Origin of the sequence: Actinomycetospora flava (genome assembly GCF_037400335.1) — a bacterium.
GTDB lineage: Bacteria > Actinomycetota > Actinomycetes > Mycobacteriales > Pseudonocardiaceae > Actinomycetospora > Actinomycetospora flava.
In genome coordinates this window covers 98,712-110,883 of record NZ_JBBEGM010000018.1, presented here as the reverse complement: position 1 = coordinate 110,883, position 12,172 = coordinate 98,712, and the positions used below count along the sequence as shown (strand labels likewise).

Below are 12,172 nucleotides of genomic sequence, written 5' to 3'. Positions count from 1 at the left end.
CGCCGGCGTCCGGACCACCCCCGGCGCTCGCGGGGGCGGGGTGGCTCGACTCGCGCGACATCGCTCTCCTCGAGGTCCGTGCTCGGTCTTAGGTGACGCTAACCAAAGTGCTGAGTACCCAGCGACGGCGCTGTCAGGCATGCCACACCTCAGCGTGACGCTCGGTCACGCTGAGGTGCGGACGCCGTGGATCTACGGGGTGGTGCCGTACACCCGTGCCAGCTCCGGCGTGACCTGGTCGAGCGCGTACGGCAGGCTCAGCGGGCTGGAGAAGCCGAGCGCGCCGGCCACCGGCGAGGCCTCGTCGCCGACGTAGGCGACGCGGTTCTCGCGGACCGCCGGCAGGTTGGCGAACACCGGGTTGGCGAGCGCGGCCTGCGGCGGCACGCCGAGCACCGCGATGCCCTGCTTGTTCAGCTGCCCGAGTTGCTCGCTCGACAGCGTCTGGGTGGTCGGGTCGACCGCCAGGCCCAGCCCGCTGAACAGCTGCGAGCGGGCGTCGTCGCGGCCCAGGATGTTGAACTCGCCGGACGCGACGAGCGCGACGCCGATGTCCTTGCCGGCGAACTGCGGGTTGGCGTTGCGGGCGTCGGCGAAGCGGCGCTCGACGTCCCCGACGACCTGCTCGCCCCGCTCGGGCACGCCCAGGGCGCGGGCGGTGATGCGGGTCTGCTCCTGCCACGGCGCGGCGACGCCCTCGGTCGGGTCGGCCACGGTGGGCGCGATCTGCGAGAGCCGGTCGTAGGTCGCGCGGTCCATGTAGGAGTAGACGCCGAGGATGAGGTCGGGCTGCAGCGAGGCGACCCGCTCGATGTCGATCTCGTTGCCGCCGACCTGCTGGGGCTGCTGGCCGCCCAGCTGCTGCTGCGCCCAGGGCCGGGTCGTCTCGTCGAAGGCGCCGATGAAGTCGCGCACGCCGACCGGGACGGTGCCCAGCGCGAGCGCGAAGTCGGCGTCGTTGTAGCCGACGGTCACGACGCGGACCGGGCGGTCCGGGATCGTGGTCTGGCCGAAGGCGTGCGGGATGGTGACCGGGAAGCCGGGCGCCGCGGCACCCTGGGCCGGCTCGTCCGAGCCCGACCCGCACCCCGCGAGCAGCAGGGCGAGGACCGCGGCCAGGGCGGCGGCGAAGCGTGCAGGCACGCGGACGGACATGTTGGCTCTCCGTGGATCGACGATGATCGGACCGTGACTGGAGGGCAGGCTTGCCTAAGGGACGATTCGGGTCAACCCGACGCGGCGTCCGTCACGGCGCGGTGTGCCGATGGCGTCCGATGGGGACGACCATCGGCGTCCCGGCGACCGGGTCGGTCACGACGCGGGCGTCCAGCCCGAAGACGTCGCGCAGGGTCGCCTCGGTGAGCACCTCGTGCGGTGCGCCGGCGGCGGCGATCTCGCCGTCGTGCATGGCCACCAGCCGCTCGGCGTAGCGGGCGGCGAGGTTGAGGTCGTGCAGGACCATGACGACCGTCCGGCCGCGCTCCTTGTTGAGGCGCTCGACGAGCTCGAGCACGTCGACCTGGTGGGCGAGGTCGAGGAACGTCGTCGGCTCGTCGAGCAGGAGCACGTCGGTGCCCTGGGCGAGCGCCATCGAGATCCAGACGCGCTGGCGCTGCCCGCCCGAGAGCGTGTCGGTGGTGCGCTCGGCGAAGTCGACCATGCCGGTCCACGCCAGCGCCTCCGCGACGGCCTCCTCGTCCTCGCTCGACCACTGCCGGAACCAGCGCTGGTGGGGGTGGCGTCCGCGGGCGACGAGGTCGGCGACCGTGATGCCCTCGGGCGCGGTCGGGTCCTGCGGCAGCACGCCGAGCACGGTCGCGACCTCGCGCGACGGCACCACGTCCAGGCGGCGGCCGTCGAGCATCACGTGGCCGTGCTTCGGCGCGAGCAGACGGGCCATCGTCCGCAGCAGCGTCGACTTGCCGCAGCCGTTGGGGCCGATGACGGCGGTGACGGTGCCGTCGACGACGTCGAGATCGAGCCCGTCGGGACCGCCGACGACGATCTTCTCGCCGTAGCCGACCCGCACGCCCTCGGCGCGGAGGCGGACCTGCTCCACGGACGCGTCGGTCGTCAGGTCCTCGGTCTCGGCGCTCACGCGGAGTCCTTCCTCGTGCGACGGACGAGCAGGTAGAGCAGGTAGGGCGCGCCCAGGACAACGGTGACGACGCCGACGGGCACCTCGCCGCCGAGCACCGTGCGGGCGACGAGATCGCCGGCGACGACCAGCAGGGCGCCGGCGCACGCGGAGGCGAGCAGGGGTGGTCGCGAGCCGCCGGTGAGCCGGACCGCCACCTGGGGCACGACGAGCGCCACGAAGCGGATCGGCCCGGCGGCCGCCGTGGCGGAGGCGGCGAGGACGACGGCGAGGCCGAGGAGCAGCACGCGGGAGCGGTCGACGCGCTCGCCCAGCCCGCGGGCGGCGTCGTCGCCGAGGTCGAGCGCGTCGAGGCGGAAGGCCAGCGCGATCGCGACCGGCAGCACCAGGACGAGCACGACGGCGATCGGGATCACGTGCTCCCAGCCGCGGGCGTTGAGCGACCCGCGCAGCCAGATGAGCGCGAGCCCCGCCTGCTGGACGTTCGCGATGACGAGCAGCCACGACGTCACCGACACCAGCGCCACGCTGATGCCCAGGCCCACGAGGATGAAGCGGAACGCGTCGAGGCCCTGGCGGTACGCCAGCACGACCACGAGCGCGGCCGCGAGCAGCCCGCCGATGAGCGCGGCCACCGGCAGGCCGACGGCGGCCAGGAGACCCACCGCGGTGCCGCCGGACCCGGCGAGCACGATGACCAGCAGCGCGGCCACGCCGGCGCCGTCGGTGACGCCGAGGACGTCCGGGCTGACCAGGGGGTTGCGGGCGACGCCCTGGGTGAGCGCACCGGCGACGCCCAGCGCCGCGCCGACCAGCGCCCCGCAGAGCACGCGCGGGAGCCGGAGCTGGTTGACCACGAAGGTCTCGCCGCGGCTGCCGCCCCCGACGAGCACGCGCAGGACGTCGCCGACGGCGATCGGGTACTCGCCGCGCCCGATGCTGACCGCGCCCAGGAGCACGAGCAGGACCAGCGCGGCGATCACCACGGCGGCGGTGCGCGGGCGCCAGACCGCCGAGACCGGGCCCATCCGCATCGCGCGACGGCCGGCGACCTCCCGGGTCCTCTCCTCCGTGGTGGTCACAGGCGCACCATCCGGCGCCGGCGGACCATGGCGATGAAGAACGGGGCCCCGACGATCCCGAGCAAGATGCCGACCGCGAGCTCGGCGGGCCGCACCACCACGCGCCCGACGACGTCGGCGGCGAGCACGAGCACGGCGCCCACCAGCGCGGCGAGCGGGACCAGCCGCCCGTGGGCGGGCCCGACGAGCGAGCGCACGACGTGCGGGGCGACGAGGCCCACGAACCCGATCGGCCCGCTGACCGCCACCGCCGCCCCGGTCAGCAGGGTGACCGCGGTCAGCCCGACGACCCGGGCGCGCGTGATGTTCTGCCCGAGGCCGCGGGCGCTGTCCTCGCCGAGGGCGAGGACGTCGAGCGCGCGGGTGTTCGCCGCGGCGAGCACCAGGCCGAGGACCATGAACGGGAGCACCTGGAAGGTGAGGTCGGCGCCCCGGTCGTCGAGCGCGCCCGCGGCCCAGAAACGGTAGGCGTCCAGCGACGGGCCGTCGCCGAGCACCATCCCCGACGTGATCGCGAGCAGCAGCTCCGAGACCGCGAGGCCGGCGAGCGCCAGGGTCACCGGCGTCGGGCCGCCCCGGCTGGCGGCGCCGAGCGTGAACACGAGCAGCGCGGCGAGCGCGGCCCCGGCGAACGCGAACCAGATGTACCCGTAGACGTCGGAGACGCCGAGCACGGTGGTCGAGAGCACCACGCAGAACGCCGCGCCGCCGCTGATGCCGAGCAGGCCGGGGTCGGCGAGCGGGTTGCGCGTGTGGCCCTGCATGAGCACCCCGGCGACCCCGAGCGCGGCGCCGACCACCGCCCCGAGCAGCGTGCGGGGCAGGCGCAGCTCGCGGACCACGATGTCGGTGGGCGACCCGGTCGGCGAGAACAGCGCGTGCCACACCTCGGCGGGCGTGGTCGGCGCCGCCCCCACCGCGACGCTGAGGACCACGACCAGCGCGAGGGCGCCGAGCCCCAGGACCAGCGCCAGCACGGGGCGGCTGCGCCGTCGCACGGGGGGTCGGGACAGCAGCGGCCGCCCTGCGGTCGTCGTTGCCACCGTCCGTGCCCTTCCGCCGACTGCCCGTATGGATAGGCGAACCTAACAGCCGTCCATCGTGGTTCCCCGCCCTCGCTCCGGGCACACATGGCGCCGGTCCGAGCGACGCGGAGCCGACGCGTCGGAGGCGGGTGACGGTCGTTCATCGTCAGGAAATCCGCCCGCTCGCTCGCTCTCGCGCCACGTCGGGGCCGGCGTCGCCCGTCCGCGGGGACGTCGAGGGCGCGGGCCATGATCGATGACTCGGTGACGGAGACACGCACATTCGAGTGGGTTCGTCAGCGGATTCGCGATCTCGCGCGGTGAAGCGCCCCGGGGACCCGCCACACCCGCGGTCCGGGTAGAACGTCGAGGTCCGGCAGCCTGACGACGAGGACCCATGACCCACGCCCCACTGCCCCTCACCGGCGAGCGCACCGTGCCCGGGCTGGACGTCGAGAACTACTGGTTCCGGCGCCACGAGGCCGTCTACCTGGCCCTCGCGCCGGCGTGCTCCGGCGCGGTCGTGGTCGACGCGGGGGTGGGCGAGGGCTACGGGGCCGCGCTCCTGGCGAGGACGGCCCGGCGGGTGCTGGCCCTCGAGCTGGACCCGGCCGTCGCCGCCCACGTCGGCGCGCGCTACCCGGACCTCGGCGTCGCGCGCGCCGACCTCCAGGCCCTGCCCCTCGCCGACGGCTCCGTCGACGCGGTCGTCACCCTGCAGGTGATCGAGCACCTGTGGGACCAGCCCGGCTTCCTCGCCGAGTGCGCCCGCGTGCTGCGGCCCGGCGGGCGCCTGCACTGCGCGACGCCCAACCGGCTGACCTTCTCCCCCGGCGCCGGGCCCGACGACCGCCCGCTCAACCCGTTCCACACCCGCGAGCTGACCGGGGCCGAGCTCGCCGGCCTCGTCACCGACGCCGGCCTGCACGTCGAGTCGCTGCTCGGGCTCCACCACGGCACGGCGCTGCGCGCGATCGACGCGCGCCACGGCGGGTCGGTGATCGACGCCCAGGTCGGGCTGGCGCTGTCCGGCGAGCCGTGGCCGGACGCCCTGACGGCGGACGTGGCGGCCGTGACCGCCGACGACTTCGCGCTGCGCGCCGACGACGTCGACGACGTCGACGCGTCCCTGGACCTGCTGGTCAGCGCCGTCCGGCGGCCTTGAGCACGGGGTCGGCGACCGACTCGGGCAGGGCCTGGCGCATCGCGCCCGCGGCGGCCTCGCTGACGACGACGTCGCCGGTGTCGCCGCCCCCGGAGCAGTGGGTGCCGCCGGCGGTGAGCTCGCCGCCGCCGCCGGTGCACTGGTCGGCCGTCGTGACCGGGACGCCGGGGACCGGCGAGGCGCCGGCCGTGCCGGCGAGTCCGAGGAGGGCACCGCCCACGGAGGCGGTGGCGAGTACTCCGGCGAGGATGCGCGTGCCCATGCTGGTCCTTGTCGGCGTCGAGGAGTGGTTCGCCCAGGTCAACGAGACGGGGTGGGGCGACGTGATGCCTCGTCACCGTTCGGGGGAATCGCCCATGACAGACTCCGACGCCGGGCGCCGACGAGAGGAGCGTGCTTGAGCAGGGAACCGGTGGGCACGTTCTGCCTCGTCCTGCACTCGCACCTGCCGTGGCTGCTGCGCCACGGGGCATGGCCGGTCGGCGAGGACTGGCTCTACCAGGCCTGGGCGCACTCGTACCTCCCCGTCGTCGAGACCCTCGGGCGCCTCGCCGCCCGCGGGCACCGGGACCTGCTGACGCTCGGCGTCACCCCCGTCCTCGCCAACCAGCTCGACCACCCGGCCGCCCTGCGCGCGATGCACACCTGGCTCGCCGACTGGCAGCTGCGCGCCCACGAGGCCCACACGACCGACCTCGCCCTCGCCGTCCGCGAGCACCGCGCCGCCGCGCACGCCCTCGACGTCTTCGAGCGCGACTGGCGCCACGGTGGCTCGCCGGTCCTGCGGCGGTTGGCCGACGACGACGTCGTCGAGCTGCTCGGCGGCCCCGCCACCCACCCGTTCGCCCCGCTGCTGCCGGGCCGCGTGCGCCGGTTCCTGCTGGACGCGGGCCTGCGCGACGCCGCGCTGCGCCTCGGGCGGCGCCCGGCGGGGATCTGGGCGCCCGAGTGCGGCTACGCCCCGGGGCTGGAGCAGGACTACGCCGCGGCCGGGGTCGAGCGCTTCCTGGTCGACGGCCCGGCGCTGCGCGGCGACACCGCCGCCGCCCACCCCGTCGACGGCACCGACGTCGTCGCGTTCGCGCGCGACCTCGACGTGACCTACCGGGTGTGGTCGCCGCGGGCGGGCTACCCCGGCGCCGCCGACTACCGCGACTTCCACACCTACGACCACGCCACCGGCCTCAAGCCCGCGCGGGTCACGGGACGCCGCGTGGCGACAGCGGACAAGAAGCCCTACGACCCGGAGCGCGCGGCCGCCGCGGTCGCCCGGGACGCGGCGGACTTCGTGGCGACCGTGCGCTCCCGGCTGGACGACCTGCGCGCGCGCCGCGGGCGCCCGGGACTCGTCGTCAGCGCCTTCGACACCGAGCTGTTCGGGCACTGGTGGCACGAGGGCCCGGCGTGGCTCGAGGCGGTGCTCACCGCGCTGCCCGAGGCCGGGGTGCGGGTGACGACGCTGCGCGGCGCGGTCGAGGCCGGGCACGTCGAGGAGCCGGTGGTGCTGCCGGCGTCGTCGTGGGGGTCGGGCAAGGACTGGCGGGTGTGGGACGGCCTCGCGGTACGGGACATGGTGGCCGACAACGCCGACGTCGCCGCCCGCCTGCTCGCCGCCGTCGACGGGGCCGCGCCCACCGCGGGCCGCGACGGCACCCTCGACGCCCTGGCCGCCCAGGCCGCGCTGGCGCTCTCGAGCGACTGGGCGTTCATGGTCACCAAGGACTCCGCGGCGCACTACGCCCGGCGCCGCGCGGCCGAGCACCGCGACCGCGTCCGCGAGCTCACCGACCTCCTGCCCGCCGGCCGCCACGCCGAGGCCGCCGCCCGCGCCGCGACCTTCGCCGCCCAGGACGATCTGTTCGGGCGCCTCGACGCCCGCGCCCTGCGCCGTCACCCGAGCGGTGACCGTCACCGCACGGCCCCTATCTACTCGGGAGTAGGGTCGCTCGCCTGATGTCAGCGACGTGGCGTCGCTGACGTTGAACGTCCGTAGCGCCACGCGCTCGATCGACGGGAGGGACCGGGAGTGCGCGTCCTCATGCTCTCCTGGGAGTACCCGCCCGTGGTGGTCGGCGGTCTGGGACGCCACGTGCACGCGCTCGCCACCGCCCTCGCGGACGCCGGCCACGACGTCGTCGTCGTCGCCCGCCAGCCCACCGGCACCGACGCGCAGACCCACCCCACGACGCTCGAGCGCCACGAGGGCGTGCGCGTCCTGCGGGTCGCCGAGGACCCGCCGCACCTCGAGTTCGTCCGCGACCTCGTCGCCTGGACCCTCGGCCTCGGCCACGCGATGCTCCGCGCCGCCGGGACGCTGCTGCGCGGCTGGAGCCCGGACGTCGTCCACGCCCACGACTGGCTCGTCGCGCACGCCGCGATCACCGTCGCCGACCTCACCGGCGCGCCGCTCGTCGCCACCCTCCACGCCACCGAGGCCGGACGCCACGGCGGCTGGCTCTCGCAGACGCTGAACCAGCAGGTGCACTCCGTGGAGTGGTGGCTCGCCCGCCGCGCCGACGCCGTCATCACCTGCTCGCAGGCGATGCGCAGCGAGGTCTCGGGCCTGTTCGACCTCGATCCCGACGACGTCGCCGTCGTCCACAACGGCATCGACCCCGCCGGGTGGCCGGCCCCGCGACCGGCGAGGTCGGGGCCGCCGACCCTGCTCTACCTCGGCCGCCTCGAGTGGGAGAAGGGCGTGCACGACCTCGTCGCCGCCCTGCCCGCCATCCGCCGCGCCCACCCGGGCACGACGCTGGACGTCGCGGGCACCGGCTCGTGCTCCGACTGGCTCGCCGAGCGCGCCCGGGCCGCGCGCGTGCGGCGGTCGGTGACGCTGCTCGGGCACGTCGACGACGCCACCCTGCGCGACCTGCTCGCCCGCACCGACGCCGCCGTGCTCCCCAGCCGCTACGAACCGTTCGGGATCACCGCGCTCGAGGCCGCGGCCGCCGGCGCCCCGCTCGTCGCGTCACGGGCGGGCGGGCTGGGCGAGGTGGTCGTCGACGGCGTGACCGGCCTGTCCTTCGACCCCGGCGACGTCCCCGGGCTGGCGCGCGCCGTGATCCGCTGCCTCGACGACCCCGACGCCGCGCGCACCCGCGCCGGCGCGGCCCGCGCGCGTCTCGACACCGACTTCGCCTGGCCCGCGATCGCCGACCGCACCGCCGAGATCTACGCGACCACCCGCCCCGGCGCCCCCCGCGACCTCGGCCGTCCCAAGATCCCGACGGGGAACGTGCTCTGCGCTGCGCGCACGTGAGCGATCTGGGTCGCCCCGACGACCCATATCACTCACCTGCGCGCGAGCGCATCGCCGCCAGCTCCGTCTTGCGCGCGATGTCGGCGAGCGCCTCGCGGTCCGCGGCGGCCGCCTCGTAGTCCGCCATCCGGTCGCGGACGACGCGCGCCGGCGCGCCCACCGCCACCGCGTGGTCCGGGATGTCGCCCCGCACCACCGCGTGCGCGCCCAGCACGCACCCGCGTCCCACCCGCGCGCCGCGCAGCACGGTCACCTTCGTCCCGATCCACGTCTCCGGGCCGATGCGCACCGGCGTCTTGACGATGCCCTGGTCCTTGATCGGGGTGTGGACGTCGGCGTAGCGGTGGTCGAAGTCGCAGATGTAGATCCAGTCCGAGAGCAGCGTCGCCTCGCCGAACTCGATGTCGAGGTAGCAGTTGACGGTGTTCTCGTTGCCGAACACCGACTTGTCCCCGATGCGCAGCGACCCCTCGTGGCACCGCAGGCGGGTGTTGTCGCCGATGTGCACGAAGCGCCCGATCTCCAGGCGCCCGAACCCCTCCCGCGCCTCGAGCTGCACGCCCTTGCCCAGGAACACCAGCCCGCGCAGCACGATGTGCGGCTGGCGCACGCGGACCTTCATCATCCGCCAGTAGCGGACCAGGTAGTACGGCGTCCACGCACGGTGGCGCACGATCCAGCGCAGCGAGGCCCAGGTGAGCAGTCGTGGCTGGCGCGGATCCGACCTCACGGTGACGACCCTACGATCGCCCGATGTCCCACGAGGGCCCGAGGGTCCCGCCGACCCCTCCGATGGTGGCCGTCGTCGGCAGCGTCAACCTCGACCTGGTCGCCCGGGTCGAGCGCCTCCCTGGCGCCGGGGAGACGCTGACCGCGCACGGCGTCACCCGCGTGCCCGGCGGCAAGGGCGCCAACCAGGCGCTCGCGGCGGCCCGCCTCGGCGCCCGGGTGCGCCTGCACGCCGCCGTCGGCGACGACCCCCTCGCCGGCGAGGCCCTGACGCTGCTGCGGGCCGGCGGGGTCGACCTCCGCCACGTCCGGATCACCGAGGACGTCCCCACCGGGACCGCCATGATCCAGGTCGACGACGACGGCGAGACGACGATCGTCATCGACGCCGGCGCCAACGCCACCCTCACCGTCGATCACGACGACCTCGACGCCGACGTCGTGCTCACCGTGCTCGAGGTGCCCGACGAGGCCGTCGCGACGGCGATGGCCGCGCCCGGCTTCACCGTCCTCAACGCAGCCCCGTCCCGCCCCGTCGCCGGCGACGTGCTCGCCGGCGTCGACCTCGTCTGCGTCAACGCCGCCGAGTTCGGGGCGCTCGCCGCGCACGCCGACGTCGACGACCTCGTCGCCGTCGCGATCACCTACGGCGAGGCCGGGGCCGAGCTGCGCCGCCGCGGGCACGTCGTCGCGACCGTCGAGCCGCCGCCGGTCGACGCCGTCGACGGCACCGCGGCCGGCGACGCCTTCACCGCGGCCCTGGCGCTCGCGCTCGCCACGGGTATCGACGACGAGGACGCCCTGCGCCGCGCCTGCCGCGCCGGCGCGCTGGCCGCGACCCGCCCCGGCGCCCAGCCCTCGCTCCCCACGCTCCAGGAGGTCGACGTCCCGTGACGCCGCTGATCGTCGACACCGACCCGGGTGTCGACGACGCCTACGCGCTCGCCCTCGCCGCCCACGCCCCCGAGGTCGACCTGCGCGCCGTCACCGCCGTGTTCGGCAACGTCGACCTGCCGACCACGACGACCAACGCGCGCCGCCTGCTCGGCATGCTCGGGCGCGGCGACGTCCCCCTCGGCGTCGGCGCCGAGCGGCCCCTGGTCCACCCGACGACGCAGCGCGCCGCCGACGTCCACGGTGACGACGGGCTGGGCGGGGTCGCCGAGCGCTTCGGCCCGCTCGGCCCGGAGCCGGCCGGACGCGCCCTCGACGTGATCGCGTCCGTCCTCGAGGCGAGCCCCGAACCCGTCGTCCTCGCCGCGATCGGCCCGCTGACCGACGTCGCGCTCCTGCTCGCGACCCGCCCGGACCTCACCGAGCGCATCGGGCGGCTCGTCGTCATGGGCGGCTCGGTCGGGATCGGCGGCAACGTCAGCGCCGCCGCGGAGTTCAACGTCTGGTCCGACCCCGAGGCCGCCCGCCGGGTGCTCGTCGAGGAGCGGGTGCCGACGACGCTGGTGCCGCTGGATCTCACGCACGTGGTGACGGTCGACCGGGCGTGGCTGGAGGACCTCGCGGCGTCCGGCCCGGTGGGCGAGGCGCTCGCCGCGACCCGGGACGTCTACGCGCGCGGGGAACGGCTCGGCGTCGACCGGGTCCCGATCCACGACGCGGTCGCGCTGCTCGAGGCGATCGTTCCCGGGACGCTGGCGACGGTGTCCCTCGAGCTCGAGGTCGACTGCTCGCTGGGGCCGGCGCGGGGCATCGTCCTCGCCGACCGGCGCGGGCACGCTCCCGGCGCCCACGCCGTCGACGTCGCCGTCCCCGAGGGCACCGACGTCGACGGCGTGCGCGGCGCGCTGCTGGAGCGGCTGCGCGGCGACATGCTCCCGGGTCCGCGCGGGTAGCCGCCCGGATGACCGAGCCCGAGCACAGCGACGAGGTCCCCGACGAGCCCGACCTGGGTGCGAGTGTGCAGCTCGAGTCCGGCGAGACCCTCGACGGACGACCGGGCACCGACGGCCTGGACGCCGGCGTCGTGGCCCCCGACCGGCCCTTCGGCCTGGACGACCCCGACACCACTCCCGAAGGCCAGCGCGAGCGCGAGACGATCGACGAGCGCCTGACCCGCGAGATCCCCGACGACACCGGCGGCGCGGCCACCGCACCCGGGCCCGAGGTCTCCGAGGGCGAGATCGCGTCCGAGGCCGGGCAGGCCCGCAGCGGGCGCCTGACCGCCGCCGAACCGGACCCCGACCAGGTGCCGGGGCGTTCGCTGGCCGCGCAGGACACCGGGATCGCCGGCGGTGCCGCCTCCGCGGAGGAGGCCGCCGTGCACGACATCGGAGAGGACGACATCGCCGACCCCGAGGACGTCGCGCAGGCCGTCGGCCGCGACCCCGACGAGCAGCTGGAGGGTCCGGAGGTGCGCCTGGACGACGACGTCGACCCGGCGGGCGGCGTGGCCGACGACCGCCCGTGACATGCCATGGGCCCCGCCTCGGGCGGGGCCGCGGCGCTCGCTACCGGTCGGCGTGCTCCCGGCACGTGTCGGCCTGGGCGCGGGCCTCGAGACGCTCGTCGTCGATCTGCTGCCCGCACACCCGGCAGCGACCCCAGGTGCCCTCCTCGATCCTCCCCAGCGCCGCGTCGATCTCGGCGACCTGGCGATCGCTCTCGTCGGCGAGGCCCTCGCGCTCCATGGTCTCCTCGACCTCGGAGCCGTAGTCCCCCGGGTGCTGGCCCAGCGCGCCCTCCTGCTGCACGGCCACGGCGGGCTCGTGCTCACGGGACCACGAGCCCATCTCGCGCAGGCGCTCGCGCTCCTCGGTCAGCGCGCGGCGGGCCTTCTCGGCGTCCATCCCGTGATGC

At 75.8% G+C, this 12,172-nt stretch carries 13 protein-coding genes; 6 read left to right on the top strand and 7 right to left on the bottom strand.

The window, feature by feature from the left end; translation table 11 throughout:
• Window positions 1-192 precede the first annotated feature (192 nt).
• From WCD58_RS30420 to WCD58_RS30405, 4 genes are all read right to left on the bottom strand, one after another.
• The gene (locus WCD58_RS30420; RefSeq protein WP_337706874.1) at window positions 193-1,155 is read right to left on the bottom strand and encodes an ABC transporter substrate-binding protein; all 963 of its coding nucleotides are present in this window, start codon (window positions 1,153-1,155) and stop codon (window positions 193-195) included.
• 91 nt (window positions 1,156-1,246) lie between these two features.
• The gene (locus tag WCD58_RS30415) at window positions 1,247-2,098 is read right to left on the bottom strand and encodes an ABC transporter ATP-binding protein (RefSeq protein ID WP_337706873.1); all 852 of its coding nucleotides are present in this window, start codon (window positions 2,096-2,098) and stop codon (window positions 1,247-1,249) included.
• Complete coding sequence (locus tag WCD58_RS30410) at window positions 2,095-3,180, bottom strand: FecCD family ABC transporter permease (protein ID WP_337706872.1); 1,086 nt, start codon at window positions 3,178-3,180, stop codon at window positions 2,095-2,097. The genes WCD58_RS30415 and WCD58_RS30410 overlap by 4 nt, the downstream gene beginning before the upstream one ends.
• On the bottom strand, window positions 3,177-4,157 hold the full coding sequence (locus WCD58_RS30405; RefSeq protein ID WP_337706871.1) for a FecCD family ABC transporter permease: 981 nt from the start codon (window positions 4,155-4,157) through the stop codon (window positions 3,177-3,179). Before WCD58_RS30405 ends, WCD58_RS30410 begins: the two co-directional genes overlap by 4 nt.
• Window positions 4,158-4,602: 445 nt before the next feature.
• Between WCD58_RS30405 and WCD58_RS30400 the strand changes: the two genes are divergently transcribed.
• Window positions 4,603-5,370 (top strand): class I SAM-dependent methyltransferase, encoded by a 768-nt coding sequence (locus WCD58_RS30400; protein ID WP_337706870.1) that lies wholly within the window; start codon window positions 4,603-4,605, stop codon window positions 5,368-5,370.
• Here WCD58_RS30400 and WCD58_RS30395 read toward each other — a convergent pair.
• Window positions 5,348-5,632: a hypothetical protein gene (locus tag WCD58_RS30395; RefSeq protein WP_337706869.1), complete on the bottom strand. Its 285-nt coding sequence runs from the start codon at window positions 5,630-5,632 to the stop codon at window positions 5,348-5,350. The genes WCD58_RS30400 and WCD58_RS30395 overlap by 23 nt on opposite strands.
• 135 nt (window positions 5,633-5,767) lie before the next feature.
• Here WCD58_RS30395 and WCD58_RS30390 point away from each other — a divergent pair, with 135 nt between their 5' ends.
• Both WCD58_RS30390 and WCD58_RS30385 read left to right on the top strand, forming a co-directional pair.
• The gene (locus tag WCD58_RS30390; RefSeq protein ID WP_337706868.1) at window positions 5,768-7,324 is read left to right on the top strand and encodes a 1,4-alpha-glucan branching protein domain-containing protein; all 1,557 of its coding nucleotides are present in this window, start codon (window positions 5,768-5,770) and stop codon (window positions 7,322-7,324) included.
• Window positions 7,325-7,396: 72 nt separating this feature from the next.
• Complete coding sequence (locus WCD58_RS30385) at window positions 7,397-8,632, top strand: glycosyltransferase family 4 protein (RefSeq protein WP_337706867.1); 1,236 nt, start codon at window positions 7,397-7,399, stop codon at window positions 8,630-8,632.
• Window positions 8,633-8,660: 28 nt separating this feature from the next.
• On the opposite strand, the gene WCD58_RS30380 is transcribed toward WCD58_RS30385, so the two are convergent.
• Complete coding sequence (locus tag WCD58_RS30380; RefSeq protein ID WP_337706866.1) at window positions 8,661-9,362, bottom strand: acyltransferase; 702 nt, start codon at window positions 9,360-9,362, stop codon at window positions 8,661-8,663.
• 23 nt (window positions 9,363-9,385) lie between these two features.
• Between WCD58_RS30380 and WCD58_RS30375 the strand changes: the two genes are divergently transcribed.
• From WCD58_RS30375 to WCD58_RS30365, 3 genes are read left to right on the top strand one after another with little or no spacing between them, the layout of a single operon-like run.
• Entirely contained in the window at window positions 9,386-10,255 is an 870-nt protein-coding gene (locus WCD58_RS30375) for a ribokinase (RefSeq protein WP_337706865.1), read from the top strand.
• Entirely contained in the window at window positions 10,252-11,208 is a 957-nt protein-coding gene (locus WCD58_RS30370) for a nucleoside hydrolase (RefSeq protein WP_337706864.1), read from the top strand. The genes WCD58_RS30375 and WCD58_RS30370 overlap by 4 nt, the downstream gene beginning before the upstream one ends.
• Before the next feature lie 8 nt (window positions 11,209-11,216).
• On the top strand, window positions 11,217-11,783 hold the full coding sequence (locus WCD58_RS30365; RefSeq protein WP_337706863.1) for a DUF5709 domain-containing protein: 567 nt from the start codon (window positions 11,217-11,219) through the stop codon (window positions 11,781-11,783).
• A 40-nt stretch (window positions 11,784-11,823) separates the two neighbouring features.
• Here WCD58_RS30365 and WCD58_RS30360 read toward each other — a convergent pair whose 3' ends face one another.
• Window positions 11,824-12,162: a TraR/DksA C4-type zinc finger protein gene (locus tag WCD58_RS30360; RefSeq protein ID WP_337706862.1), complete on the bottom strand. Its 339-nt coding sequence runs from the start codon at window positions 12,160-12,162 to the stop codon at window positions 11,824-11,826.
• Window positions 12,163-12,172: the final 10 nt, after the last annotated feature.